The sequence below is a fragment of the Mycobacterium angelicum genome (assembly GCF_002086155.1).
Taxonomy (GTDB): domain Bacteria; phylum Actinomycetota; class Actinomycetes; order Mycobacteriales; family Mycobacteriaceae; genus Mycobacterium; species Mycobacterium angelicum.
On record NZ_MVHE01000070.1, the window covers coordinates 1 to 25096 of the forward strand.

The 25096-nt window shown below is 64.1% G+C and carries 24 protein-coding genes and 1 pseudogene; 11 read left to right on the forward strand and 14 right to left on the reverse strand.

Going from position 1 to position 25096, the window contains the following annotated elements; translation table 11 throughout:
- Positions 1-26 precede the first annotated feature (26 nt).
- Genes BST12_RS24710 through BST12_RS24735 form a run of 6 tightly spaced genes read right to left on the reverse strand, consistent with a single transcriptional unit; the run spans position 27 to position 5970 of the window.
- The gene (locus BST12_RS24710; protein ID WP_083115874.1) at positions 27-1184 is read right to left on the reverse strand and encodes a lipid-transfer protein; all 1158 of its coding nucleotides are present in this window, start codon (positions 1182-1184) and stop codon (positions 27-29) included.
- Positions 1184-1573, reverse strand: a complete 390-nt coding sequence (locus BST12_RS24715; protein ID WP_083115875.1) for a MaoC family dehydratase — start codon at positions 1571-1573, stop codon at positions 1184-1186. Before BST12_RS24715 ends, BST12_RS24710 begins: the two co-directional genes overlap by 1 nt.
- Positions 1570-2499 carry a bifunctional MaoC family dehydratase N-terminal/OB-fold nucleic acid binding domain-containing protein gene (locus BST12_RS24720; RefSeq protein ID WP_083115876.1) on the reverse strand — a complete coding sequence of 310 codons (930 nt, stop codon included), beginning with the start codon at positions 2497-2499 and terminating at the stop codon, positions 1570-1572. The genes BST12_RS24715 and BST12_RS24720 overlap by 4 nt, the downstream gene beginning before the upstream one ends.
- Positions 2496-3659 (reverse strand): acyl-CoA dehydrogenase FadE29, encoded by a 1164-nt coding sequence (gene fadE29, locus BST12_RS24725; protein WP_083115877.1) that lies wholly within the window; start codon positions 3657-3659, stop codon positions 2496-2498. Before fadE29 ends, BST12_RS24720 begins: the two co-directional genes overlap by 4 nt.
- A complete protein-coding gene (locus BST12_RS24730) occupies positions 3644-4711 on the reverse strand; it encodes an acyl-CoA dehydrogenase family protein (protein WP_083115894.1) in 1068 nt (355 codons plus the stop codon). The genes fadE29 and BST12_RS24730 overlap by 16 nt, the downstream gene beginning before the upstream one ends.
- Positions 4711-5970: a cytochrome P450 gene (locus BST12_RS24735; RefSeq protein ID WP_083115878.1), complete on the reverse strand. Its 1260-nt coding sequence runs from the start codon at positions 5968-5970 to the stop codon at positions 4711-4713. Before BST12_RS24735 ends, BST12_RS24730 begins: the two co-directional genes overlap by 1 nt.
- Before the next feature lie 157 nt (positions 5971-6127).
- Here BST12_RS24735 and BST12_RS24740 point away from each other — a divergent pair, with 157 nt between their 5' ends.
- The 3 genes from BST12_RS24740 to BST12_RS24750 are packed head-to-tail and all read left to right on the forward strand — an operon-like array spanning position 6128 to position 8146.
- Positions 6128-7291, forward strand: a complete 1164-nt coding sequence (locus tag BST12_RS24740) for a steroid 3-ketoacyl-CoA thiolase (RefSeq protein WP_083115879.1) — start codon at positions 6128-6130, stop codon at positions 7289-7291.
- A 6-nt stretch (positions 7292-7297) separates the two neighbouring features.
- Entirely contained in the window at positions 7298-7684 is a 387-nt protein-coding gene (locus BST12_RS24745; protein WP_083115880.1) for a DUF8021 domain-containing protein, read from the forward strand.
- Positions 7685-7693: 9 nt separating this feature from the next.
- On the forward strand, positions 7694-8146 hold the full coding sequence (locus tag BST12_RS24750) for a nitroreductase family deazaflavin-dependent oxidoreductase (protein WP_083115895.1): 453 nt from the start codon (positions 7694-7696) through the stop codon (positions 8144-8146).
- 92 nt (positions 8147-8238) lie between these two features.
- Here the strand turns inward: BST12_RS24750 and BST12_RS24755 are convergent.
- The 4 genes and pseudogenes from BST12_RS24755 to BST12_RS24770 all read right to left on the reverse strand — a co-directional run.
- A pseudogene (locus BST12_RS24755) lies at positions 8239-8388 on the reverse strand (short-chain dehydrogenase); the annotation flags it as partial.
- A gap of 311 nt (positions 8389-8699) precedes the next feature.
- The gene (locus tag BST12_RS24760) at positions 8700-9158 is read right to left on the reverse strand and encodes a hypothetical protein (RefSeq protein ID WP_139801905.1); all 459 of its coding nucleotides are present in this window, start codon (positions 9156-9158) and stop codon (positions 8700-8702) included.
- A gap of 119 nt (positions 9159-9277) precedes the next feature.
- Positions 9278-10183: an SDR family oxidoreductase gene (locus BST12_RS24765; RefSeq protein WP_083115882.1), complete on the reverse strand. Its 906-nt coding sequence runs from the start codon at positions 10181-10183 to the stop codon at positions 9278-9280.
- Between the two features lie 20 nt (positions 10184-10203).
- Positions 10204-10986: an SDR family oxidoreductase gene (locus tag BST12_RS24770; RefSeq protein ID WP_083115896.1), complete on the reverse strand. Its 783-nt coding sequence runs from the start codon at positions 10984-10986 to the stop codon at positions 10204-10206.
- Positions 10987-11040: 54 nt separating this feature from the next.
- On the opposite strand from BST12_RS24770, the gene echA20 reads away from it, so the two are divergent.
- From echA20 to ipdC, 4 genes are read left to right on the forward strand one after another with little or no spacing between them, the layout of a single operon-like run.
- Entirely contained in the window at positions 11041-11784 is a 744-nt protein-coding gene (gene echA20, locus BST12_RS24775) for a (7aS)-7a-methyl-1,5-dioxo-2,3,5,6,7,7a-hexahydro-1H-indene-carboxyl-CoA hydrolase (protein ID WP_083115883.1), read from the forward strand.
- Positions 11781-12659: a cholesterol ring-cleaving hydrolase subunit IpdA gene (gene ipdA / locus BST12_RS24780; protein ID WP_083115884.1), complete on the forward strand. Its 879-nt coding sequence runs from the start codon at positions 11781-11783 to the stop codon at positions 12657-12659. The genes echA20 and ipdA overlap by 4 nt, the downstream gene beginning before the upstream one ends.
- Positions 12656-13408, forward strand: a complete 753-nt coding sequence (gene ipdB, locus BST12_RS24785) for a cholesterol ring-cleaving hydrolase subunit IpdB (RefSeq protein ID WP_083115885.1) — start codon at positions 12656-12658, stop codon at positions 13406-13408. The genes ipdA and ipdB overlap by 4 nt, the downstream gene beginning before the upstream one ends.
- Positions 13408-14478: a (3aS,4S,5R,7aS)-5-hydroxy-7a-methyl-1-oxo-octahydro-1H-indene-4-carboxyl-CoA dehydrogenase gene (gene ipdC, locus BST12_RS24790; protein ID WP_083115886.1), complete on the forward strand. Its 1071-nt coding sequence runs from the start codon at positions 13408-13410 to the stop codon at positions 14476-14478. Before ipdB ends, ipdC begins: the two co-directional genes overlap by 1 nt.
- Here ipdC and BST12_RS24795 read toward each other — a convergent pair.
- Positions 14458-15498, reverse strand: a complete 1041-nt coding sequence (locus tag BST12_RS24795) for a fatty acid desaturase family protein (protein ID WP_083115887.1) — start codon at positions 15496-15498, stop codon at positions 14458-14460. The two genes, ipdC and BST12_RS24795, sit on opposite strands and share 21 nt — an antisense overlap.
- A gap of 286 nt (positions 15499-15784) precedes the next feature.
- Between BST12_RS24795 and BST12_RS24800 the strand changes: the two genes are divergently transcribed.
- Positions 15785-17818: a fatty acid desaturase gene (locus BST12_RS24800; RefSeq protein ID WP_083115888.1), complete on the forward strand. Its 2034-nt coding sequence runs from the start codon at positions 15785-15787 to the stop codon at positions 17816-17818.
- A gap of 69 nt (positions 17819-17887) precedes the next feature.
- Here the strand turns inward: BST12_RS24800 and BST12_RS24805 are convergent, their stop codons facing one another.
- The 3 genes from BST12_RS24805 to kstR2 form a co-directional block, all read right to left on the reverse strand.
- Entirely contained in the window at positions 17888-18754 is an 867-nt protein-coding gene (locus tag BST12_RS24805) for a DUF559 domain-containing protein (protein ID WP_083115889.1), read from the reverse strand.
- 309 nt (positions 18755-19063) lie between these two features.
- The gene (fadA6, locus tag BST12_RS24810) at positions 19064-20224 is read right to left on the reverse strand and encodes a steroid 3-ketoacyl-CoA thiolase FadA6 (protein WP_083115890.1); all 1161 of its coding nucleotides are present in this window, start codon (positions 20222-20224) and stop codon (positions 19064-19066) included.
- Between the two features lie 5 nt (positions 20225-20229).
- Entirely contained in the window at positions 20230-20829 is a 600-nt protein-coding gene (gene kstR2 / locus BST12_RS24815) for a TetR family transcriptional regulator KstR2 (protein WP_083115891.1), read from the reverse strand.
- 163 nt (positions 20830-20992) lie between these two features.
- On the opposite strand from kstR2, the gene BST12_RS24820 reads away from it, so the two are divergent.
- From BST12_RS24820 to BST12_RS24830, 3 genes are all read left to right on the forward strand, one after another.
- The gene (locus BST12_RS24820; RefSeq protein ID WP_083115892.1) at positions 20993-22672 is read left to right on the forward strand and encodes a PPE family protein; all 1680 of its coding nucleotides are present in this window, start codon (positions 20993-20995) and stop codon (positions 22670-22672) included.
- Positions 22673-22800: 128 nt separating this feature from the next.
- Entirely contained in the window at positions 22801-24474 is a 1674-nt protein-coding gene (locus tag BST12_RS24825; protein WP_083115893.1) for a PPE family protein, read from the forward strand.
- Positions 24475-24779: 305 nt separating this feature from the next.
- Positions 24780-25096 (forward strand): PPE domain-containing protein (locus tag BST12_RS24830; RefSeq protein ID WP_211281355.1); only part of this gene is annotated, 317 nt, incomplete at its 3' end.

Below are 25096 nucleotides of genomic sequence, written 5' to 3' on the forward strand. Positions count from 1 at the left end.
GGCCCCAGGCCCCAGGCCCCAGAAGCTCAACCCAAGATCAAACCAGAAGTAGGCACACCCGTCCCCGCCGTCACCAGCACATGCTCGACGCCGGGCACCGGGTTCACCGAAGTCCCCCGCAACTGCCGAACCCCCTCGGCGATGCCGTTCATGCCGTGGATGTAGGCCTCACCCAATTGACCGCCGTGAGTGTTGATGGGCAGCCGCCCGCCCACCTCAATCGCGCCGTCGGCAATGAAGTCCTTGGCCTCCCCGCGACCGCAAAAGCCCAACTCTTCCAACTGAATCAAAGTGAACGGCGTGAAGTGGTCATACAACACCGCGGTCTGAATGTCGGAAGGCTGCAAACCGGACTGCGACCACAATTGCCGGCCAACCACACCCATCTCGGGCAAACCAAGTTCCGGCCGGTAATAGCTGACCATCGTGTACTGGTCAGGACTCGATCCCTGCGACGCGGCCTCGATAACCGCCGGACGATGCTTGAGGTCCCGCGCGCGCTCCACCGATGTCACCACGATCGCCACCGCGCCGTCGGTCTCCTGGCAGCAGTCCAGCAGCCGCAGCGGTTCGGCGATCCACCGCGAATTCTGGTGATCCTCAATGGTTATCGGCTTCTCGTAGAAGTATGCCTTCGGATTCCGTGCGGCATGCTTTCGGTCGGCCACCGACACCGCGCCGAAATCTCGGCTGGAAGCACCGGACAGGTGCATGTACCGCCGGGCGATCATCGCGACCTGCGCGGCCGGCGTAGACAACCCGTGCGGATACGAGAACGAGTTGTCCACACCCGTCGAGTCGGCGTTTTCGGTCAGCCGGGTCTGCACCTGGCCGAATCGCATGCCGGAGCGCTCATTGAACGCCCGGTACGCGACCACCACATCGGCCACACCCGTGGCAACGGCCATGGCCGCGTGCTGCACGGTCGCACATGCGGCGCCACCGCCGTAGTGAACTTTCGAAAAGAACTTCAGCTCACCGATACCGGTCGCACGCGCGACCGCGATCTCGGTGTTGGTGTCCATCGTGAACGTCGTCAGCCCGTCGACATCCGACGGCGAAAGACCGGCGTCGTCAAGCGCATCCAGCACCGCTTCGGCCGCCAGCCGCAGCTCGGAGCGTCCCGAATTCTTCGAGAAATCAGTCGCGCCAATGCCTACAATCGCGGCCTTACCCGACAACACTAAACATCCCCATTCGTCAGCGTCACCGTCGCGATCACGTGGTCGCCAAGGCTGTTGCGGCCAAACACTTTAACCGTGATCAAGCCATCCTCCACCGACACCACCTCACCGGAGAACGTCACGGTGTCGTAGGCATACCAGGGCACCCCCAGCCGCAGGCCGATCGACTTGATCAGCGCCGACGGCCCCGCCCAGTCGGTGACGTAGCGCTGCACCAGTCCGGTGTCGGTCAAGATGTTGACGAAGATGTCTTTGGACCCCTTCGCGACCGCCTTGTCCCGGTCATGGTGCACATCTTGAAAGTCCCTGGTAGCCAACGCCGTTGAGATGATGAACGTCGGGTCCCCGTACAGTTTCAATTCCGGCAACACTGTGCCAACGGCCGTCATTCGTCAGGCTCCCACGCGTAGAGACACCAGTCCGGGAAGTCGATGTACATCGCCCGAACCGGCATGCCGATCTGCACCGCGGCCGGGTCGACCCCGCGCAGCTCGCCCAGCATCCGCACGCCTTCCTCGAGCTCCACCAATGCGATCACGAAAGGCAGTGTGCGGCCGGGCACTTTCGGCGCGTGGTGTACCACGAAGCTGAACACCGTGCCGCGGCCGCTGGACACCGCATACTCGACAGGTGCAGCAGGATCCTGCCACACCGCGGGCACCGGCGGATGCTGCAAACTGCCATCGGCAAGACGCTGAATCCGCAACTCGTGCGCCGCAACGCCTTCCCAGAAGAAGGCGGTATCCCGCGACGACGACGGCCGCATCATCGCGTCCGCGTCGAGGTCGTCGGGCACAGCCGCTGAACTGGAGCCCGCCGGCTTGAATTTCAGGATGCGCCAATTCATCTCGGCGACGTCCTCGTCGCCAACCCGCCACACGATGTGCTGGTTGACGAAAAAGCCTTCCCCCAGTGCAGTCTGCTTGGGCCCCACCACATCGCCCATTTCAGCAGTGACGCTCACCTGCTCGCCCGGCTGCAGATACCGGTGGTAGGTCTGCTCGCAGTTGGTGGCCACCACACCTATGTAGCCCGCTTCGTCGAACAGTTGCATGATGGGGCCCAGCGGATCGTCCTTCGGACGTTCCCCGCCCAGGCCGAACATGGTCCACACTTGAATCATGGCCGGCGGGGCCACAATTCCGGGATGGCCGGCGGCGCGGGCCGCTGCTTCGTCCACATAGATGGGATTGCGGTCGCCGAGAGCCTCCACCCAGTTGTTGATGATGGGCTGGTTGACCGGATCCCGGGCAGGGCGCGGCTTGCTGCTGCCGGCGGCCTTGATCTGGGCGACAGCTTCGTGAATATCGGTCATCGCGGCACCCTCGGCACCTTGAGACCAGAAGCGGCGATCATCTCCCGCATGACTTCGTTGACCCCGCCGCCGAACGTGATCACCAGATTGCGCTTGGTCTGGGAATCCAACCACTCGAGCAGCTCGGCGGTGTCCGATTCGGCCGGGTTGCCGTACTTGCCGACGATCTCCTCGGCCAGCCGGCCGATGTATTGAATACGCTCGGTGCCAAACACTTTGGTGGATGCCGCATCGGCGACGTTGATGTCCTCGCCGGCGGCTGCCACCTGCCAGTTCAACAACTCGTTGATCCGCCACATCGCGTAGATCTCGCCGAGCGCGCGCCGCACGTCGTCGTGATCGATCGGCGTGACGCCGTCGCCGCCTGGTTTGGACGCCCAGGTGTGCACGCGGTCGTAGATGCCGGCGACTCGGCCCGCCGGGCCGAGCATCACCCGCTCGTTGTTGAGCTGCGTGGTGATCAGCCGCCACCCGCCGTTCTCCTCACCGACTAGCATGTCGGCCGGGACCCGCACGTCGTTGTAGTACGTGGCGTTGGTGTGGTGGGCGCCGTCGGACAGGATGATCGGCGTCCAGGAGTAGCCGGGGTCCTTGGTGTCGACGATCAGGATCGAAATGCCTTTGTGCTTAACGGCTTCCGGGTCGGTGCGGCAGGCCAGCCAGATGTAATCGGCGTCATGGGCGCCGGTGGTGAAGATCTTCTGGCCGTTGACGATGTAGTGATCGCCGTCGCGAACGGCAGTGGTGCGCAACGATGCCAGGTCCGTGCCCGCCTCTGGTTCGGTGTAGCCGATCGCGAAGTGCACCTCACCGGCCAGGATGGCCGGCAGGAACTTCTTCTTCTGCATCTCGCTGCCGTAGACCTGCAGGGTAGGACCCACCGTCTGCAACGTCACCGCGGGCAATGGCACGTCGGCCCGATGCGCCTCGTTGACGAATATCGACTGTTCGACGGGTCCAAAGCCGTGGCCGCCGAACTCTTTTGGCCACCCGACACCCAGCTTGCCGTCTTGGCCCATGCGCCGGATCACCGCGCGGTACGCCGCACCGTGCCGGTCCTTCTCCATCTCCTTCATCTCGTCGGAGGAGATCAGATTCGAAAAGTATTGCCGTATCTCGGTTTGCAGCTGCCGCTGCTCTGGAGTCAGTTCGATGAACATTGCGCTCCCACGAGCTCGAGACGATTGGCCGGCCCACCCAACAATCGGGTCAGGTCTTTGATTGTGGAGTAGTACCGGTGCATCGGATAGGTGATGTCCATCCCCATCCCGCCGTGCAGGTGATGGCAAAGCTGCATCGCCGGCGGCGCCTGCGAGGTGATCCAGTATCCCAGCACGTCCAGGTCGGCATCGGCATCGCGCCCGTCGGCCAGCCGCCAGATCACCGACTTCGACGCCAAATCAATTGTGCGCGAAGCGATGTAGACCTCCGCGAGCTGCGCGGCTACCGTCTGGAAAGTCGACAGCGGCTTGCCGAATTGCTTGCGTCCGGCCACGTAGTCGGCGGTCAGCCGCAAAGCGCCGGCCACCAGCCCGTCGGCATAAGCGCCAATAGCGGCCAGCGCCAATTGGTTTACGCGGCGCGCCGAGGCACCCGCCAGCACATCGGAATCAGCGACCGCAACACCGTCGAACGTGACGACGTACTCGTCCGACCCGCTCGACGTCGGCGTGCGGACCAGCTGCACGCCGTCGGCCCGCGGCGACACCACAACAACCGCACCATCGGCCGTTACAATCAGCCAATCCGCCGATTCGGCATACGCCACACCAACTTTGGTGCCCGACAACCGCCCGTCGGCGAAAACAACCGACGGCCGGTCCGGCAGCGCCGCCCCCGGTTCGTTGAGCGCCGCCGTCAGCACACCGCCCTTGGGCACGGCGGCCAGAAACCGGTCCTGTTGCTCATCGGATGCCAGCTCCAACAGCGGCACCACACCGAAGCCCAGCGTGGCCAACACCGGCGCCACCAAGCCGTGGCGCCCAACCTCGGTCAGTACCGTCCCCACTTCGGCAAGACCCACACCGTCGCCGCCAAGCCGCTCCGGAACCGGCAACGCCGTTACGCCACCGTCGACCAAGGCGGCAAAGCTTGGGCTGGATTTGCCCGACTCCTCCTCGGGCCGCATCGTCGCCGACCTGAAATCCCGGCTCAGCGCCGAGGTGACGACGTCGGCAACAGCTTGCTGTTCAGCGGAGAGGTCGAAATCCATCAGTGATCCACCGGGCACTTGCCGGTGCCGGTGTAATCGACCTGCCAGTGCTTGATCCCGTTGAGCCACCCGGACCGCAGCCGCTCGGGCGCCGAAATCGACGTCAGGTCGGGCATGTGATCGGCCACCGCGTTGAAGATCAGGTTGATCGTCATCCGGGCCAGGTTGGCCCCGATGCAGTAGTGCGCGCCGGTGCCGCCGAAGCCCACATGCGGGTTGGGGTTACGCAGGATGTTGAAGCTGTACGGCTCCTCGAAGACCTCTTCGTCGAAGTTGGCCGAGCGGTAGAACATCACCACCCGCTGGCCCTTCTTGATCTGCACGCCGCTCAACTCGTAGTCCTCGAGCGCGGTGCGCTGGAAGCAGGTGACCGGGGTGGCCCAGCGGACGATCTCGTCGGCCGCGGTCTCCGGGCGCTCCTTCTTGTAGAGCTCCCACTGGTCGGGGAACTGGGCGAACGCCATCATCCCCTGGGTGATGGAGTTGCGGGTGGTCTCATTGCCAGCCACGGCCAGCATCACCACGAAGAAGCCGAACTCGTCATCGGAGAGCTTTTCGCCGTCGATATCGGCCTCGATCAGCTGGGTCACGATGTCGTCGCCGGGGTTCTTGGCCCGGTCCTCGGCCATCTTCATCGCGTAGCTGATCAACTCGAACGACGACATCTTGGGGTCGATGTGGGCGTACTCGGGGTCGTCGTTGCCGGTCATCTCGTTCGACCAGTCGAAAATCTTGCCGCGGTCCTCCTGCGGAACCCCGAGCAGACCGGCGATGGCCTGCAGCGGCAGCTCACAGGAGACCTGCTCGACGAAGTCGCCGGAGCCCGCGGCGGCGGCTTCCGCGGCGATCTTCTGGGCGCGTTCGTGCAGTTCGTCGTGCAGGCGGCCCACCGCGCGTGGCGTGAACCCGCGGGAGATGATCTTGCGCAGCCGGGTGTGGTGCGGGGCGTCCATGTTCAGCATGACGCTGCGCTGAACGTCGATGTCCTCGCGTGCGATGTCGTTGTTGAACCGCGGGATCACGCCGTTCTCGAAGCTGGAGAAAATGTCGCTGCGCCGGGAGATCTCTTTGACGTCGTTGAGCTTGGTGACGGCCCAGAAGCCGCCGTCGTGGAAGCCGCCGCCTTGCCCCTCGGCCTGCTCGTTCCACCAAATCGGCTCGGCGGCCCGCACCTCGGCGAACTCTTCTACTGGGATCCGCTCGGCATAGATATCGGGGTCGGTGAAATCGAACCCGGGCGGAAGGTTGGGGCTGGGCACGGTACTTCTCCTTAATGCAGTCTTCGCTGACCGGTGCTACAAGCACTAGCTGTCCTAGTGATCTTCTGATGCCAGTAAAACATGCCTTTACCGCAGACAAAAGGCGTCAGAGTATCCTTGCTTGTCATAGTAATGAAACGTGTTCTAGCCTTGCCACATGGGTAACCCGGTAATCGTTGAAGCCACGCGCAGCCCTATCGGCAAACGCAATGGATGGCTGTCTGGACTGCACGCCACCGAGCTCCTGGGCGCGGTGCAAAAGGCGCTGGTGGAAAAAGCCGGGATCAATCCCGGCGACGTCGAGCAGGTCATTGGGGGATGTGTTACCCAGTTCGCCGAGCAATCCAACAACATCAGCCGGGTAGCCTGGCTGACCGCCGGATTGCCCGAGCACGTCGGCGCCACCACCGTGGATTGTCAGTGCGGCAGTGGCCAGCAGGCCAACCATCTGATCGCCGGGCTGATCGCAGTCGGCGCCATCGACATCGGCATCGCGTGCGGCATCGAGGCGATGAGCCGGGTGGGGCTGGGCGCCAACGCCGGCCCGGACCGTGCCGCGATCCGCGCCGAGTCCTGGGACATCGACATGCCCAACCAGTTCGAGGCCGCGGAGCGAATCGCCAAACGGCGCGGCATCACCCGCGAGGACATCGACGAGTGGGGATACCAGTCTCAGCTGCGTGCCAAGCAGGCCTGGACCGAAGGCCGCTTCGATCGCGAGATCTCGCCGCTCGTGGCGCCGGCCCTCGACGAGAACAAGCAACCGACCTCCGAGCGCGTCACGATCAGCCGCGATCAGGGATTGCGCGACACCACGCTGTCCGGCCTGAGCGCGCTCAAGCCGGTCATGGAGGGCGGCATCCACACGGCCGGCACCTCGTCCCAGATTTCCGACGGCGCGGCGGCGGTGTTGTGGATGGACGAAGACAAAGCCAAAGCCCTCGGCCTCAAGCCGCGGGCCCGGATCATCAGCCAGGCCCTCATCGGCGCCGAGCCCTACTACCACCTGGACGGGCCGGTGCAGTCGACGGCCAAGGTGCTGGAGAAGGCCGGCATGAAGATGGGCGACATCGACATCACCGAGATCAACGAGGCGTTCGCATCGGTGGTGTTGTCCTGGGCGCGGGTGCACGAGCCGGACATGGCCAAGGTCAACGTCAACGGCGGCGCAATCGCACTGGGCCACCCGGTCGGTTCCACCGGCAGCCGGCTGATCACCACGGCTTTGCACGAGCTGGAGCGCACCGATCAAAGCACCGCGCTGATCACCATGTGCGCGGGCGGCGCGCTGTCCACCGGCACCATCATCGAACGCATCTAACCCAGGGTGGTCGTCTCTGAAGAGAGCCGGATCGCGGCCGCGCAGGCATACATCGATGCGCTGGTCAGTCACGACGGCGACACGGTCCCGTTCGCGTCCGGCTGCACCCGAATCGAGCAGGGCGTCAAAAACGGGTTCTCCGGAAATCACTTGCGGCGCAGTCTGAATCGCGGCCCGCAGTACCGCGTCATCGCCGACACCACACCACCGCAGTACCGCATTGCCGGCGACGAAGTGCACGCCGCCTACGACGTGCTGACCAAGGCGGTGTTCGGCCGGCGGCGGATCGCCTCGCGCGTATCCGAAACCTTCGTGATTCCCGCGGAAAGTCCCAGCGGCAAAGCGGAGATCCAGCACATCAGGGTTCGTTTCCGACCATTCATCCAGCGCTAGGGTGTGACCATGCCGAAATCACCGCCGCGGTTTCTGAATTCGCCGTTTACCGATTTTTTCATCAAATGGATGTCGCGCCTCAACACCTGGATGTACCGCCGCAACGGCGGCGAGGGAATCGGCGGCACCTTCCAGAAGATTCCCGTTGCGCTGCTCACCACCACCGGCCGCAAGACCGGCGAGCCGCGGGTCAGCCCGCTGTACTTTCTGCGCGACGGCGACCGGGTCATCGTCGCCGCGTCCCGGGGCGGATCGTCGAAAAATCCACTGTGGTACCTCAACTTGAAGGCAAACCCCAAGGTGCAGGTGCAGATCAAGAAAGAAGTGCTGGACCTCACCGCACGCGACGCCACCGACGAAGAACGCGCACACTATTGGCCGAAACTGGTGGAGATGTATCCGGGCTACGACGACTACCAGTCCTGGACCGACCGCCAGATTCCGATCGTCATCTGCGACTAATTGCCGCGAGCGTGCGCGCCTGTACAGCGACACGCCGTATCAGGCGTACATCTGCGCACGCTCGCGGCCCTCGAAAAGCCCCGAAAAGCCCCTCAAGCCCCGTAAACCGGAACCGGCGTGCGCGACTTGGCCAGCAGGTCGGCGACGACCGGCCCCAACTCGGCTGGATCCCATCGCGAACCCTTGTCGATCTGCGGCCCGTGCGCCCAGCCTTCGGCGACGCGAATCTTGCCGCCCTCGACACGGAGGTATCCGTCATACGGGTACCGACAGGGCGCGCGGATGAGCGGCAGCGCGCTGTCGCGTGGTTGTCCTCGCTCGTCAGAGGCAACATGCAGCTCGCAGATATTGCCGGTGGTAGTCGTGCCATCTTCGAGCCAATTGAGTTGACAGTGGCCGTATTACACGCGCGGCATGGATCAGCAGCTGAGTGTCGATACCGCTGCGGTGCAGATGATGGCCGTCGGATGGCGCAGTTGCGCCTCTGGGTCGTGTCCACGAGAGTGGTGTACGCAACCCGTGCGATTGGCAATACATCGACGAGCTGAGCTGGTCACGTCTCATGCCGTCCCCCGGGAGCCAATTGCGGCGGTATTGCCTCGTACTCGCGTCCCTGCGCACGCAGACACTCCAGCCACGAGGCGTATTCGCCCTGACATGATTGAGCAATCTGTTTGCCCTTATCGGTGACAGCGAACCACAGAGTCCAAGGCCAGCCAGTGCTGTCGTCAAAGCGCTCGACGTATTCCGCGGCCAAACGCTTGATCGCGTGGTCGACGGGGATATCCCAGGAGACGAAACGGGCGCCACCTTCTTTGAGTTCTCCGAGCGCAATGACGCCCTCATCAGCCATCGACCGGATCAGCTCAAGCGTTCTGCGCTGAACGTCGGAGAGTGTTGCTGATGGATTCTCAAAGGCCACATAGTCGTGCACTTGTGCGACCTTTACCCAGTCATCTAGGCCTTCGACGAGAATCTTCTCGCGTGTTGAAAGCATTTCCTCATCCTGCAATCGCCGCTGCTGGTGCACTTGAACTCTAATTGTCGTCCACGACACCATCCGGCCGTCGCACGCGACATCGTTGCTGAGACGAGGTTAGTTCACAGCTCCATAAAGCCCCGAAAAGCCCCTCAAGCCCCGTAAACCGGAACCGGCGTGCGCGACTTGGCCAGCAGGTCGGCGACGACCGGCCCCAACTCGGCTGGATCCCATCGCGAACCCTTGTCGATCTGCGGCCCGTGCGCCCAGCCTTCGGCGACGCGAATCTTGCCGCCCTCGACCTCGAACACCTTCCCGGTGACGTCCCGGGATTCGGTGCTGCCCAGCCAAACCACCAGTGGCGAAACATTTTCCGGTGCCATGGCGTCGAAATCCTGGTCCTGCGTTGCCATCATCTCGGCGAACACCGTCTCGGTCATCCGGGTGCGCGCCGACGGCGCGATGGCGTTGACGGTGACGCCGTATCGACCCATCTCGGCAGCCGCCACCAGCGTCATGGCCGCGATACCGGCCTTGGCGGCACTGTAGTTGCCCTGCCCGACACTGCCCTGCAATCCCGCACCGGAGCTGGTGTTAATGATCCGCGCATCAACGCTTTTGCCCTCTTTGGACAGTCCGCGCCAGTACCCCGCCGCGTGCCGCATGGTGGCGAAGTGCCCCTTGAGGTGCACGGCGATGACGGCGTCGAACTCTTCCTCGCTGGTGTTGGCCATCATCCGGTCGCGCACGATGCCGGCGTTATTGACAAGGACATCCAACCCGCCGAACGTGTCGACGGCACTTTGTATCAGGCTCGCGGCCTGGTTCCAGTCCGATACGTCGGACCCGTTGGCAACGGCTTCGCCTCCGGCAGTAACGATTTCGTCGACCACACCCTGGGCCGCGCTCCCACCGCCGGCCGGGGAACCATCAAGTCCCACCCCGATGTCGTTGACCACGACGCGGGCACCTTCGGCCGCGAAGGCCAGCGCATGCGCGCGACCGATCCCGCCGCCCGCTCCGGTGACGATGACGACACGGCCGTCCAGCAAGCCCATACCCACTACTCCTCTACTCGTTATTTGTTGGCGCTCGAAGCGGCCAGGTATGGCGGCGGTTCACCGCCGCCATGCACCTCGAGTGTCGCCCCGCTGATATAGGAAGCGACATCGGAAGCCAGAAACGCTGCGGCCCACCCGATGTCGGCCGGCTTGGCCAGCCTGCCCAATGGCACGGTGGCCGCGACCCGGGCTATCGACTCGGCGTCACCGTAGAACAGTTCGGACTGTTCGGTTTCCACCATTCCGACCACCACCGCGTTGACCCGGATCTTGGGCGCCCATTCCACCGCCAGTGTGGCAGTCAGGTTTTCAAAGCCCGCCTTGGCCACCCCGTACGCCGCCGTACCCGGCGTGGGCCGGCGACCGCTGACACTGCAGATGTTCACGATCGACCCGCCGCCCGGCTGGTCTTGCATCAACGCGTGTGCGTGCTGCGAAACCAGCAGTGGGGCAAGAACGTTGAGCTCGACGATCTTGCGATGAAAATTGTGCGTGGCTTCGGCAGCCAACGCGTACGGGGAGCCACCGGCGTTGTTGACCAAAACATCTAGCCGCCCGTGCTTTTCGGCGATGGCGCCGAAAAGCCGCTTAACCGAATCCTCGTCGCGAATGTCGCAGCTGTGGAATTCATACGGAAGACCGTCGACAGCTCGTCGCGCGCAGGTGATGACGGTGGCGCCCTGCTCGGCGAAAACCGAACTGATGCCGGCCCCTACGCCGCGAACACCGCCCGTCACCAACACCACTCGTCCCGTCAACCCCAAATTGATGGCTTCTCCCGATGAGGAAGATCCAGCGATTAGCACTGTGGTAGTGTACCAAGCAAGTGCTTGCTTCGGTACCTAGGAGTCTCGATGACGATCACATCCACCACTCCCGAGCCCGGGATAGTCGCGGTCACCGTTGACTATCCACCCGTGAACGCCATTCCGTCGGCAGGCTGGTTCGAACTCGGCGACGCCATAACCGCGGCCGGGCGGAACCCGGACACCCACGCGGTGATTCTGCGCGCCGAGGGCCGCGGCTTCAACGCAGGTGTGGACATCAAAGAGATGCAACGCACCGAGGGATTCACCGCGCTGATCGATGCCAACCGCGGCTGCTTCGCCGCCTTCCGTGCGGTCTACGAGTGCGCGGTGCCGGTGATCGCCGCGGTCAACGGCTTCTGCGTCGGCGGCGGCATCGGCCTCGTCGGCAACGCCGACGTCATCGTCGCCTCCGACGACGCCACCTTCGGTTTACCGGAGGTCGAGCGCGGCGCGCTCGGCGCCGCAACGCACCTGTCCCGGCTGGTGCCGCAACACATGATGCGGCGGCTGTTCTTCACCGCCGCCACCGTCGACGCCGCCACCCTGCACCACTTCGGCTCGGTGCATGAGGTGGTCCCCAGAGCCGAACTCGACGAGGCCGCGCTACGGGTCGCACGCGATATCGCCGCCAAGGACACCCGCGTCATCCGGGCCGCCAAAGAGGCGCTGAACCTGATCGACGTGCAACGGGTCAACTCGAGTTACCGGATGGAACAAGGCTTTACGTTCGAACTGAACCTCGCCGGCGTTTCCGACGAGCACCGCGACGCGTTTGTGAAGAAGTCATGAACAAGCTGACTACCCTCGACGAAGCCGTCGCACAATTGCAAAGCGGCATGACCATCGGCATCGCAGGCTGGGGATCGCGACGCAAGCCCATGGCCTTCGTCCGCGCGCTGCTGCGCACCGACATCACAGACCTGACGGTAGTCACCTACGGCGGGCCGGACTTGGGTCTGTTGTGCTCAGCAGGCAAGGTGAAGCGCGTCTACTACGGCTTCGTCTCGCTGGACTCGCCGCCGTTCTACGACCCGTGGTTCGCCAAGGCCCGCACCACCGGTGCGATCGAGGCCCGGGAGATGGACGAAGGCATGCTGCGCTGTGGCCTGCAGGCCGCGGCACAACGGCTGCCGTTCTTGCCGATTCGCGCCGGGCTGGGCAGTTCGGTGCAGGACTTCTGGGAAGGCGAGCTGCAGACCGTCACCAGCCCATACTCCACCGACGGCGGACACGAGACCCTCATCGCCATGCCGGCGCTGCGCCTGGACGCGGCCTTCGCTCACCTCAACCTTGGTGACACGCAAGGCAATGCGGCCTATACCGGCATCGACCCCTACTTCGACGACCTCTTCCTCATGGCCGCCGACAAGCGGTTCCTATCCGTCGAACGCATTGTCCCCACCGAGGAGCTCGTAAAAGCGGTACCGCCGCAGGCGTTGCTGATCAACCGGATGATGGTCGACGCCGTCGTCGAGGCGCCCAACGGAGCCCATTTCACCACCGCCGCACCGGATTACGGTCGCGACGAGAAGTTCCAACGGCACTATGCAGAAGCCGCCGGTTCCGAAGAAGGCTGGCAACGGTTCGTCCAGACCTATCTGTCCGGCAGCGAAGACGACTACCAGGCGGCCGTGCGCAAGTTCGCCGAGGAGGCCGCGAAATGACCAGCAGCCCAGCCACCACAGCCGAAGTATGCGCGGTCGCCTGCGCCGAGTTATTCCGCGACGCAGGCGAAATCATGATCAGCCCGATGACCAACATGGCGTCGGTCGGCGCCCGCCTGGCCCGGCTCACCTTCTCCCCCGACATCCTGCTGACCGACGGCGAGGCGCAGCTGCTGGCCGACACCCCAGCGTTGGGTAAGACGGGAGCAATAGAGGGCTGGATGCCGTTCGGACGCGTGTTCGAGACGCTGGCCTGGGGGCGACGGCATGTGGTGATGGGCGCCAATCAGGTTGACCGCTACGGCAATCAGAACATCTCCGCGTTCGGGCCCTTGCAACAACCGACCCGGCAAATGTTCGGCGTCCGTGGTTCGCCGGGCAATACCATCAACCACGCAACCAGCTACTGGGTGGGCAACCATTCCAAGCGGGTCTTCACCGACACCGTCGACGTCGTCTCCGGCATCGGCTACGACAAGGTGGACCCGGACAACCCGGCGTTCCGCTTCGTCAATGTCTACCGGGTGGTGTCCAATCTCGGCGTCTTCGACTTCGGTGGCCCCGGGCACACCATGCGCGCCAGGAGCCTGCACCCGGGCGTAGCACCCGACGAGGTGCGCGCGGCCACGTCGTTCGACCTCCACGGGCTCGACGAAGCCGACGAAACCCGTCCGCCCACCGAGGATGAACTGCGGCTCATCCGCGAGGTCATTGATCCAAAAGGCCTGCGCGACAGTGAGATCCGGTAGTGCGACTGAAGACGCCGCTGACCGATCTGGTCGGCATCGAGCACCCGGTGGTGCAAACCGGGATGGGCTGGGTGGCCGGGGCACGGCTGGTGTCGGCGACGGCCAACGCCGGTGGGCTGGGCATCCTGGCATCGGCCACCATGACGCTGGACGAGCTGGCGACTGCCATCAAGAAGGTCAAGGCCGCCACCGACAAACCGTTCGGTGTCAACATCCGCGCCGACGCCGCCGACGCCGGCGATCGCGTCGAGCTGATGATCCGTGAGGGCGTCAAGGTTGCCTCGTTCGCACTGGCTCCCAAGCAGGAGCTGATCGCAAGGCTGAAAGAGGCCGGGGCAGTGGTCGTTCCGTCGATCGGCGCGGCCAAGCACGCACGCAAGGTCGCCGGCTGGGGCGCCGACGCCATGATCGTGCAGGGCGGCGAAGGCGGCGGCCACACCGGTCCGGTTGCTACTACGCTGCTGCTGCCGTCGGTGCTGGATGCCGTCCAGAACAGCGGCATCCCGGTGATCGCCGCGGGTGGGTTCTTCGACGGACGCGGCCTGGCCGCGGCCCTGTCCTATGGCGCAGCCGGCGTGGCCATGGGCACCCGGTTTCTGCTCACTTCGGATTCGACCGTGCCCGAGGCGGTCAAGCAGAGGTATCTGGCGGCCGCACTGGACGGCACCGTCGTCACCACCCGAGTCGACGGCATGCCGCACCGGGTATTGCGCACCGGGCTCGTGGAGAGGCTGGAAAGCGGCTCGCGGGCAAGGGGTTTCACCGCCGCGGTGCGCAATGCCGCCAAGTTCAAGCAGATGTCCCAGATGACGTGGCGCTCGATGATCACCGACGGCCTGGCCATGCGTCATGGCAAGGAGCTGACCTGGTCACAGGTGGTGATGGCGGCCAATACGCCGATGCTACTCAAGGCGGGACTGGTCGAGGGCAACACCGATGCCGGGGTGCTGGCGTCGGGTCAGGTCGCGGGCATCCTCGACGACCTGCCGTCGTGCAACGAGCTGATCGAGTCGATCGTGCGTGACGCGATCGCCCACTTGCGGGCCGCGTCAGCTCTGGTGGCCGACTAACGCTCGATCCGCGCGGAGTTCGGCGCTGGCCTCGTGCAGGTGCCGCAGACCGATTCGGTAGGACTCGATCAGGCCGGTGCTCAAATAGGGAAGGCCGATGCGGCTGCAATAGTCTGCGACCATCGGCTGGGCATGGCGCAGGTTGGACCTGGGCATGTTCGGGAACAGGTGGTGCTCGATCTGATAATTCAGCCCGCCCATCATCCAGTCGGTGATCAGGCCGCCGTTGACGTTGCGCGAGGTGAGCACCTGCTTCTCGATAAAGCCCCACTGAGTGTTGCCGTGGAGCATCTCCATGCCTTTGTGGTTCGGCGCGAACACGCAGCCCAAGTGCACGCCGAAGACCATGTGGTGGATCAGCACGAACAGCAGCGCCCGGCCCGGCGACAGCACCATGAAGAGGGTGCCGAAGTACAGCATCAGATGCAGGCCGATCAGACCGAGCTCGAGGCGCGCTTCGCCGCGCGGCCGGCCGAGCAGGAAGCGAACGCCGGAGTACTTGAGGTGCAGGCCCTCCAGAGTTAGCAGCGGTAAGAAGAGCCGCGCTTGGTTGCGCGTGAGCCAGCCGTGCAGACCGGTGCGGCCCTGTGCCCGCTCCGGCGTAAATGCCAACACCCCGCCGACATCTGGGTCCTTGTCCGTGTGGTTCGGATTGGCGTGATGGCGATTGTGTTTGTCGTTCCACCAGTCGTAGCTCATCCCGAGCAGCAGGCCGCCATATGCCCGACCGAACCAGTCATGCAGTCTGCGTGAACTAGCGATCTGCTGATGCCCGGCGTCGTGTGCGAAGAACGCGGCCCGGGTGTTCAAGATCCCCAGCGGGAGGGCCAACATCAGGACCCACCAAGAATGCGCGAAGACCACGATGCCTGCCCAAGTGGCGGCCAGCAGCGCCAGGTTGATCCCGATTACGAACGTGTAGTACGCCGTCCGGCGCTCAAGCAGTCCGGCCGCCCTGATCTCGCGGAGCAAGGGCGCGAAGTCGCTGCCCGAAGCGGATATGAGCATGGGCCGAGCCATTTACTAGTCCTTGTCCTCTCGTCTGTGCAGGGTCGCCCTCAGGAACGCCGCGCGCGCCTCCTTACGTGATCAATGTGCAATCGAGACCTTGCCAATCCCTGTGAACAAGCGATTAATTAGCTCACCTTAATGGTCGACAAGCACTTACTGACCTGCCCCAATGACTAAAGCAAACCGGGAATGAGGGATGCGTCACAGCCCCAAAAGACCGGCGACGACCGCCCGATGTCCGGCCAACTCAGTGCTGGTGGAGTAGTTGACGCGTGTCGACTAGGCTCCTTCAGCTATGTCGACCATCGACGCGGTAGACCAAGCAGCACACGAAGCCCCCGCCCACCACGCGCTGCCCGATCCCGGTGAATCAGTACCCAAGCTGGCGCTGCCCACCGTGGGGATCTTCCTTGCTTCCCTGACCGCCTTCGTGGTCTCGACCATCGGCTATATCAACGGGTGGATGCCGTTCTGGGCCACGATCCCGATCAACGCCACGGTGACCTTCGTGATGTTCACCGTCGTGCACGACGCGTCGCATTACTCGATCAGCTCAGCCCGCTGGGTGAACGGACTGATGGGACGACTGGCCTGGCTCTTCGTCGGGCCGGTGGTGGCCTTCCCCTCGTTCGGGTTCATCCACATCCAGCATCACCGCCATTCCAACGACGACGACCAAGACCCGGACACGTTCGCCTCGCACGGAAAGTGGTGGCAGCTGCCATTGCGCTGGCCGATGGTCGAGTACTTCTACCTCAAGTACTACCTGCCGCGGGCGCGTAGCCGTCCCGTTAAGGAGGTTGCCGAGACGCTGGTGATGATGGCATTGAGCCTCACCGGTCTCGTCATTGCGATCGTCACCGGAAACTTCTGGACGCTGGCAGTGGTCTTCTTGATCCCGCAACGCATCGGGCTCACCGTGCTGGCCTGGTGGTTCGACTGGCTGCCCCACCATGGGCTCGAAGACACCCAGCGCAGCAACCGCTATCGGGCCACCCGCAATCGCGTCGGCGCGGAGTGGCTGTTCACCCCGGTGCTGCTGTCGCAGAACTATCACCTGGTGCATCACCTGCACCCGTCGGTGCCGTTCTACCGCTACCTGCGGACGTGGAAACGCAACGAAGAGGCGTATCTGGAACGTAATGCCGCCATCTCCACAGTCTTTGGCCAGCAACTGAATCCCGATGAGTTCCGGGAGTGGAAAGAACTCAACGGCCGGCTCGCGCGGCTGTTGCCGGTGCGAATGCCGACCAGGTCGAGCTCGCCGCACGGAACACTGCATCGCATACCGGTGGCCTCGGTGGACCCCATCACCGCCGACAGCACCCTGGTCACCTTCGCGGTGCCCGAAGCGTTGCAGGACGCATTTCGCTTCGAGCCGGGCCAGCACGTGACGGTATGCACCGATCTTGGCGGCCCAGAACGCGGCCAGGGAATTCGGCGCAACTACTCGATCTGCGCGCCGGCAACCCGGGCCCAGCTTCGTATTGCCGTCAAACACATTGCGGGCGGCGCGTTTTCAACGTTTGTGGCCAACGACCTCAAGGCCGGCGACGTATTGGAATTGATGACCCCGACCGGTCGCTTCGGCACACCGCTGCATCCGCTGAACCGCAAACACTACGTGGGCTTGGTGGCCGGCAGCGGGATCACGCCGGTGCTCTCCATCGTGGCGACCACGCTGGAAATCGAGACCGAAAGCCGGTTCACGCTCATCTACGGCAACCGCACCAGGGAGTCGACGATGTTCCGGGCCGAACTCGATCGCCTCGAGTCGCGCTATGCCGATCGGCTGGAGGTCATGCACGTGCTGTCCAGCGAGCCGCTGCACACTCCCGAGCTGCGCGGCCGAATCGACCGCGACAAGCTCAACCTCTGGCTGACCGGCACCTTGACACCCGACAGCGTGGACGAGTGGTTTATTTGCGGCCCAATGGAAATGACCACCTCGGTGCGCGAGACGTTGGTCGAGCATCTCGTGGACGCGGAACGAATTCACCTCGAGCTGTTCTACGGGTATGACAGCGCATCGGGAGCCGAGCGCAGCTACGAGGCCGCTACGGTGACCTTCACCTTGTCTGGGCAGCAGTGGACCTATGACCTGACGCCCGGCGACTCGATTCTCGAAGGCGCGCTGCAGGTTCGCAGCGATGCGCCGTATGCCTGTATGGGCGGCGCCTGCGGCACCTGCCGGGCCAAATTGATCGAGGGCAACGTGGAGATGGACCACAACTTCGCGCTGGGGCAGGCCGAACTCGACGCCGGCTACGTCTTGACGTGCCAATCCCACCCGACTACGCCGTTCGTGTCGGTCGACTACGACGCGTAACCTTCACTGCGAGTGTGAATTTCACGACGCGACACGCCGCTTAGCCGTCGCGTCCTTCACAGTGGGTGGTCATGGTCGCCACCCCGCGGCGGTCAGCGCCGCGCCGACGCGCTGGACCAGCGTTGCCTGGCGATATCTGAGCAGGTCATTGCTCACCCGGATGATCGTCCAACCATAATCGGCGACCTCGGCCCAGCGGTCGATGTCGCGCGTCCGCTGTCCCGGATCCGTCCAATGGTGAGCGCCGTCGTATTCGACGCCTACCCGCCACTGCTCCCACCCCATATCGATGCGGGCAATGAGATAGCCCCCGGGGCCGCAAATCGCGATCTGTGTACGGGGAACGGGAAACCCGGCATCGACTAACGCCAACCGGGTCCAGCTCTCCGGTGGCGACTCCGCCCCTCCGTCGACGAGAGACAGCATCTGGGGCAGCCGCCTTACCCCGCGAGCACCCGGGTGGCGCGCGGCGACCGCCTCCACATCCAGCATCTTGACATCGGTGGCATTCGCCAGCGCGTCCAATCGCTGCACTGCAACCAGTCGTGGTGCGCGCCGGGCAATGTCGAATGCCGTTCGCGCGGCACTGGTTACGGCCATGCCGCCCACCTCGACAACTTCACCGTCCAGCAGCGTGTCGGTATGCACGGTGATGCCGTTAGGGGCGCGCCGGTTGTCGTATACCAGCGACGCCGGTGCCATCGCGTCCACCCATTTCGCCCCGAGCAGCGCCGCCGCCGAATTGCCTGCGACCACCGCCCGTCGCCGCGACCACAGCCAGGCAGCGCGAGCCCGCTGTGTGGCCGTCAACTCGATACCCATCGGCCCGTACACACCGGGATAGATAGGTGCGTAAAGCGTTCGCATGGCCCGCTCGGGCAGGGCTTTGGCGGCCAGCACTTCGGACCCCAGGAAGGGCCATTCCAGCTCCCGCATGACCCGACCATGCCACCGAGCACCGACAGCCCATGCCACAGCCCGCCGCCAGCCCACCGCCCAAAGCCACAGCCCGCCGCCCGCCCAAAGCCACAGCCCGCCGAGTGTGAATCCCCCGACACGAGACGCCGCTGCAGCGTCGCCCGCCTCACACTCGACGCGCCAACGCCTATGCGTCGGCAGTTCGGCACACCGGAGATGCGCAATGTGCTCGCCGCCGGTCGGGCTGCCGCTGGTACCGGCCGAGCACGGCCGCACCTATGCGCGCGTCGGCATCGAGCGCTTCCTGCAGGTGACCGACGCGCGAAGCTAGAGCCGCTCGATGATCGTGACGTTGGCCGTACCGCCGCCTTCGCACATCGTCTGCAACCCGTAGCGGCCGCCGATGCGCTCCAGCTCGTTGAGCATGGTGGTGAACAACTTGGCCCCGGTAGCACCCAACGGATGACCCAGTGCGATCGCGCCGCCGTTGGGGTTGACCTTCTCCGGGTCGGCCTTGATCTCCTTGAGCCAGGCCATAACTACCGGTGCGAACGCCTCGTTGATTTCGACGGTGTCGATGTCCTCGATGGACAACCCGGCCTTTTCCAGCGCGTAGCGGGTGGCGGGAATGGGCCCGGTCAACATGAACACCGGATCGGCGGCGCGGGCACTGATGTGGTGAATACGGGCGCGGGGCGTCAGCCCGTGGTCCTTGACGGCCTGTTCGGAAGCCAGCAGCACCGCACTGGCCCCGTCGGAAATCTGGCTGGCCATCGCGGCCGTCAACCGGCCACCTTCGACCAGGGTTTTCAGGCCCGCCATCTTCTCGAGCGACGACTCGCGCGGGCCCTCGTCGACCCGATACGGCCCGGATTCGGTTTCCACAGTGATGATTTCGTTGTCGAAGTGGCCGCCCCGAATCGCGGCGAAGGCACGCTCGTGGCTGGTCAGCGCGTACTGCTCCATCTCTTCGCGGGACAGGTTCCACTTCTCGGCGATCAACTCCGAGCCGCGGAACTGTGAGATCTCCTGATCGCCATAGCGATGCAGCCACTGCTTGGATTCGCTTGTCGGAGAGGTGAATCCGAACTGCTCGCCGACGGTCATCGCCGACGAGATCGGAATCTGGCTCATGTTCTGCACGCCACCGGCCACGATCAGGTCGGCCGTACCGGCCAGGATCGCTTGTGCACCAAACGAAATGGCCTGCTGGCTGGATCCGCACTGCCGATCCACGGTGACGCCGGGAACCTCTTCGGGATAACCGGCGGCCAGCCAGGACAGCCGTGCGATGTTGCCGGCCTGTCCGCCGATCGCGTCGACGCATCCGGCGATCACATCTTCCACTGCGGCGGGGTCGACGTCGACTCGGTCGAGCAGTCCACGCCACCCCAAGGCGCCCAAGTCGACGGGATGGATCCCGGCCAGTGCGCCATTGCGCTTGCCGACCGCGGTACGTACAGCGTCAATGACGTACGCCTCGGGCATTAGTGTCACTCTCCTTTGGTAATTCCGCCAAGGACGATGGCGAGGTAGTTCTGGCCTACTTGCTCAGCGGTAAGTGGTCCGCCGGGTTGATACCAGCGCACCGACACCCAGGTGGTGTCGCGAATGAATCGGTAAACCAGATCGACGTCGAGGTCGGGACGGAAATAGCCCTCCTCGATGCCCTGATTGAGCGTGTCGACCCACATTTTTCGCTGCTGCTTGTTCCGGTCCTCGAGATAGGAGAAGCGAGGCTGCGACGACAGCCGCTGGGCCTCGTCCTGGTAGATGACGACCTGTGCGTGGCGATGCTCGATCGCTTGGAATGACGCCATGAATAGGCCCTTGAGCCGCTCCAGCGGATTGGGCTCGCTCTCGACGATCTCCCCGTAGCGGGTAAAGAGCCAATCGAGGAAGCCACGCAGTAGCTCGTCGACCATTTCCTCTTTGGAAGCGAAGTGGTGATAGAGACTGCCGGACAAGATGCCAGCGCCGTCGGCGATATCACGCACGGTGGTCGCGCGCAGGCCCCGTTCGGCAAACATGATGGCGGCGAGCTCCAACAACTCGTCTCGGCGGCTGTTAGCCTGACCGGTCGCTCGATCCACTCGATCAGAGTATCAACCAAGCGCTTGCTCGGCCAACGAACGGGCCGCCAAAAGGTGCGGTCACGATTTCGCGAAAACGCACATGCTCTGTCATATCGCGCCGTATGGTCCTGTCAGTCGAGGGCAACTCGGTCATGGGCGATTGGGTTACGGGAGGTCAACAATGGTGAATTTCGCGGTGCTTCCGCCGGAGATCATCTCTTTGCAAATGTCCATCGGTGCCGGCTCTGCCCCGATGCTTGAAGCCTCGGCAGCCTGGAACGGGCTATCCGAGGAGCTCAGCACCGCAGCAGACTCCTTCGGATCGCTGACCTCCAACTTGGCCGGCCAGGCCTGGCAAGGGCAGGCCGCAAAGGCCATGCTGGCCGCCGCCGGCCCCTACGCCGGTTTCCTGCGCGCAGCCGCAACCCGCGCAGTCAGCGCCTCCTCCCAAGCCAAAGCGGTCGCCAGCGCATTCGAGGCCGCCAAGGCGGCCACCATCCACCCGCTGGAAATTGCGGCCAACCGCAACGCCTTCGTGCAGCTGGTGCGCTCGAACTGGTTCGGACTCAACGCACCGGCGATCGCGGCCGCCGAAGGCATCTATGAAGAGTTCTGGGCCACCGACGTCGCCGCGATGTTCGGCTACCACTCCGGGGCCGCGGCGGCAGCCGCCCAACTCAACCCCTTCGCCCAGCTGCTGCAGGCCCTGCCCAACATCGGCATCGGCAACAAAGGCGGCACCGGCAACATCGGCAACGGCACCACCGGCGGCTCCAACGTCGGCAGTGGAAACTTCGGTGACGGCAACGTCGGCGGCGGCAACGCCGGCAATAGCAACGGCGGCGCCGGAAACATCGGCAACGGCAACATCGGCGCCGGCAACATCGGCAACGGCAACGTCGGCGTCGGAAACACCGGCACCGGTTCAGCCCCCGGCCTGAACTGGGGCGCGGGCAACGCCGGCAACAGCAACATCGGCTTCGGAAACGCCGGTAACAGCAACCGGGGCGGCGGCAACGTCGGCAACGGCAACATCGGCGGCGGCAACACCGGCAACAACAACATCGGCTTCGGCCTGACCGGCAACAACCTGGTGGGCCTGGGCAACACCTACTACAACACCGCAACCGGCCAATTCAACTTCGGCGGCCTGAACTCCGGCGTCAACAACATCGGCATCGGCAACTCCGGGGCGGGCAACATCGGTTTCTTCAACTCGGGCCAGGGCAACTACGGCGCCTTCAGCACCGGCATCAACAGCCTTGAACCGGGCCATCCCAACAGCATCGGCTTCGGCAACGCGAGCGTAGGAGCCATCGGCGCTGGCAATACCGGGCTGGGCAACTTCGGCTTCGGAAACTCCGGAACGCTGGACACCGGCTGGGGCAACTCGGGCAGCTTCAACACCGGCGGTGGCAACTCGGGCGGAGCTTTCTTCCAGGGCGGCAACACGGGCTGGTTCAACTCCGGCACCGTGAACACCGGCATTGGAAACTCGGGGAACACGAACACCGGCTTCTGGAACTCAGGAAACGTGAACACGGGCTTCGGTTCCACCACCGACGTCGCCGCGGATAACTCCGGCTTTGGGAACACCGGTAAGGGGATATCGGGCTTTAACAATTCGGCCAGCGGTGGCAACGCTTTTACCACGAACGGCCTAATCTCCGGCATTGGAAACACCGCCTCCGGCGGCTCCCTCTTGAACGGAAACATGTCGGGCTTCTTCAACACCGGTGTGTCGGCCGCGATCGGCGGCCTCCCCAAGGGTTTCGTGAGCGGCTTTAACACTGGATTGTTCAACTCGGGGACGGGTGCTGCAGGTTTCTTCAACATCACCCAGTTGCTGCAGAACCTGTAATACCGCAACACAATTATCCGGTCGGATCTCACGCGATCCGACATACCGACGAAACAGCATCATTCGTCGGCTCCTCGTTGTAGCGTTTCGGATAATTCAGGAATGTCAGCGCAAACCGGAGGTCAACAGTGGTGAATTTCGCGGTGCTTCCGCCGGAGATCATCTCTTTGCAAATGTCCATCGGTGCCGGCTCTGCCCCGATGCTTGAAGCCTCGGCAGCCTGGAACGGGCTATCCGAGGAGCTCAGCACCGCAGCAGACTCCTTCGGATCGCTGACCTCCAACTTGGCCGGCCAGGCCTGGCAAGGGCAGGCCGCAAAGGCCATGCTGGCCGCCGCCGGCCCCTACGCCGGTTTCCTGCGCGCAGCCGCAACCCGCGCAGTCAGCGCCTCCTCCCAAGCCAAAGCGGTCGCCAGCGCATTCGAGGCCGCCAAGGCGGCCACCATCCACCCGCTGGAAATTGCGGCCAACCGCAACGCCTTCGTGCAGCTGGTGCGCTCGAACTGGTTCGGACTCAACGCACCGGCGATCGCGGCCGCCGAAGGCATCTATGAAGAGTTCTGGGCCACCGACGTCGCCGCGATGTTCGGCTACCACTCCGGGGCCGCGGCGGCAGCCGCCCAACTCAACCCCTTCGCCCAGCTGCTGCAGGCCCTGCCCAACATCGGCATCGGCAACAAAGGCGGCACCGGCAACATCGGCAACGGCAACACCGGCGGCTCCAACGTCGGCAGTGGAAACTTCGGTGACGGCAACGTCGGCGGCGGCAACGCCGGCAATAGCAACGGCGGCGCCGGAAACATCGGCAACGGCAACATCGGCGCCGGCAACATCGGCAACGGCAACGTCGGCGTCGGAAACACCGGCACCGGTTCAGCCCCCGGCCTGAACTGGGGCGCGGGCAACGCCGGCAACAGCAACATCGGCTTCGGAAACGCCGGTAACAGCAACCGGGGCGGCGGCAACGTCGGCAACGGCAACATCGGCGGCGGCAACACCGGCAACAACAACATCGGCTTCGGCCTGACCGGCAACAACCTGGTGGGCCTGGGCAACACCTACTACAACACCGCAACCGGCCAATTCAACTTCGGCGGCCTGAACTCCGGCGTCAACAACATCGGCATCGGCAACTCCGGCGCGGGCAACATCGGTTTCTTCAACTCGGGCCAGGGCAACTACGGCGCCTTCAGCACCGGCATCAACAGCCTTGAACCGGGCCATCCCAACAGCATCGGCTTCGGCAACGCGAGCGTCGGTGCCATCGGCATGGGTAACACCGGCCTGGGCAACTTCGGCATCGGAAACTCCGGAACCCTGAACACCGGCTTCGGCAACGCGGGCTCCTTCAACACCGGCGGCGGGAACTCGGGCGGAGACTTCCTTGCCGGGGGCAATACCGGCTGGTTCAACTCGGGCACCGTGAACACCGGCTTCGGGAACTCGGGCGACACCAACACCGGCTTCTGGAACTCCGGCGACGCGAATACGGGCATCGGCATGACCACCGACACTGGTGCCGATAGCTCGGGCTTTGGCAACATCGGTAATGGGGTGTCGGGCTTCAACAACTCGGCCAGCGGTGGTGCTTTTGCGAACGGGCTGATCTCGGGCATTGGCAACACGGCCTCCGGCGGCTCTTCGTTCAACGGCAACATGTCGGGCTTCTTCAACAATGGCGTGTCGGCCGCCATCGGGGGCTTCCCGAAGGGTTTCCTGAGCGGCTTTGACACTGGGTTCTTCAACACGGGCACCGGTGTCGCGGGTCTCTTCAGCATCACGCAGGCCCTGCAGAATCTGTAATACCGCAGCTCAGTTAGCCGGGCGTCGAATCTAGTGGGTCTGACGTACCGACGAAACAGCAACATTCATCAATTGGGCTTTGGAAAGATCGGCATCACGGGGCCCGATATGCGGCACCCCAAGCGGTCTTGCCAGTGGTGCCAAAAAGGTGCTTTCAACTGAGGCCTGGCGACGGCTTAAACCCTTTGCGACGAAAACGCAATGCCGATACCAGCCGAGTCGTAGCATCTGACGGTGAATTGCTCGATTCCATTCGGGCACTGGTCGCTTCGAGGGCGACCGGTGGGGTCGGGTAGGAGGTCATCATGGTCAGTTTTCCGATGCTGCCGCCGGAAATCATTTCTTTGCAAATGTCGCTCGGGGCGGGCTCTGCCCCGATGATGGAGGCCGCAACGGCCTGGGGCGGGTTGTCCGAGGAACTCAGCGCCGCAGCGGATTCCTTTGGATCGTTGACTTCCAACTTGGCCGGCCAGGCTTGGCAGGGGCAGGCCGCAACGGCGATGCTGGCCGCCGCCGGACCTTACGCGGGCTTCCTGCGCGCAGCCGCAACGCGAGCGATCGGTGCGTCCTCCCAAGCCAAAGCGGTCGCCAGCGCATTCGAGGCGGCCAAGGCAGCCACCAT

What these genes read in the sequence shown, in the direction of transcription:
- BST12_RS24750 (WP_083115895.1), top strand. Translation starts at nt 7,694, where the DNA reads ATGCCGAAATCACCGCCGCGGTTTCTGAATTCGCCGTTTACCGATTTT.
- BST12_RS24715 (WP_083115875.1), bottom strand. Translation starts at nt 1,573, where the DNA reads ATGACGGCCGTTGGCACAGTGTTGCCGGAATTGAAACTGTACGGGGAC.
- fadA6 (WP_083115890.1), bottom strand. Translation starts at nt 20,224, where the DNA reads ATGCCCGAGGCGTACGTCATTGACGCTGTACGTACCGCGGTCGGCAAG.
- BST12_RS24805 (WP_083115889.1), bottom strand. Translation starts at nt 18,754, where the DNA reads ATGCGGGAGCTGGAATGGCCCTTCCTGGGGTCCGAAGTGCTGGCCGCC.
- fadE29 (WP_083115877.1), bottom strand. Translation starts at nt 3,659, where the DNA reads ATGTTCATCGAACTGACTCCAGAGCAGCGGCAGCTGCAAACCGAGATA.
- ipdB (WP_083115885.1), top strand. Translation starts at nt 12,656, where the DNA reads ATGACCAGCAGCCCAGCCACCACAGCCGAAGTATGCGCGGTCGCCTGC.
- BST12_RS24820 (WP_083115892.1), top strand. Translation starts at nt 20,993, where the DNA reads ATGGTGAATTTCGCGGTGCTTCCGCCGGAGATCATCTCTTTGCAAATG.
- BST12_RS24720 (WP_083115876.1), bottom strand. Translation starts at nt 2,499, where the DNA reads ATGACCGATATTCACGAAGCTGTCGCCCAGATCAAGGCCGCCGGCAGC.
- BST12_RS24800 (WP_083115888.1), top strand. Translation starts at nt 15,785, where the DNA reads ATGTCGACCATCGACGCGGTAGACCAAGCAGCACACGAAGCCCCCGCC.
- BST12_RS24765 (WP_083115882.1), bottom strand. Translation starts at nt 10,183, where the DNA reads ATGGGCTTGCTGGACGGCCGTGTCGTCATCGTCACCGGAGCGGGCGGC.
- ipdA (WP_083115884.1), top strand. Translation starts at nt 11,781, where the DNA reads ATGAACAAGCTGACTACCCTCGACGAAGCCGTCGCACAATTGCAAAGC.
- BST12_RS24730 (WP_083115894.1), bottom strand. Translation starts at nt 4,711, where the DNA reads ATGGATTTCGACCTCTCCGCTGAACAGCAAGCTGTTGCCGACGTCGTC.
- echA20 (WP_083115883.1), top strand. Translation starts at nt 11,041, where the DNA reads ATGACGATCACATCCACCACTCCCGAGCCCGGGATAGTCGCGGTCACC.
- BST12_RS24740 (WP_083115879.1), top strand. Translation starts at nt 6,128, where the DNA reads ATGGGTAACCCGGTAATCGTTGAAGCCACGCGCAGCCCTATCGGCAAA.
- BST12_RS24795 (WP_083115887.1), bottom strand. Translation starts at nt 15,498, where the DNA reads ATGGCTCGGCCCATGCTCATATCCGCTTCGGGCAGCGACTTCGCGCCC.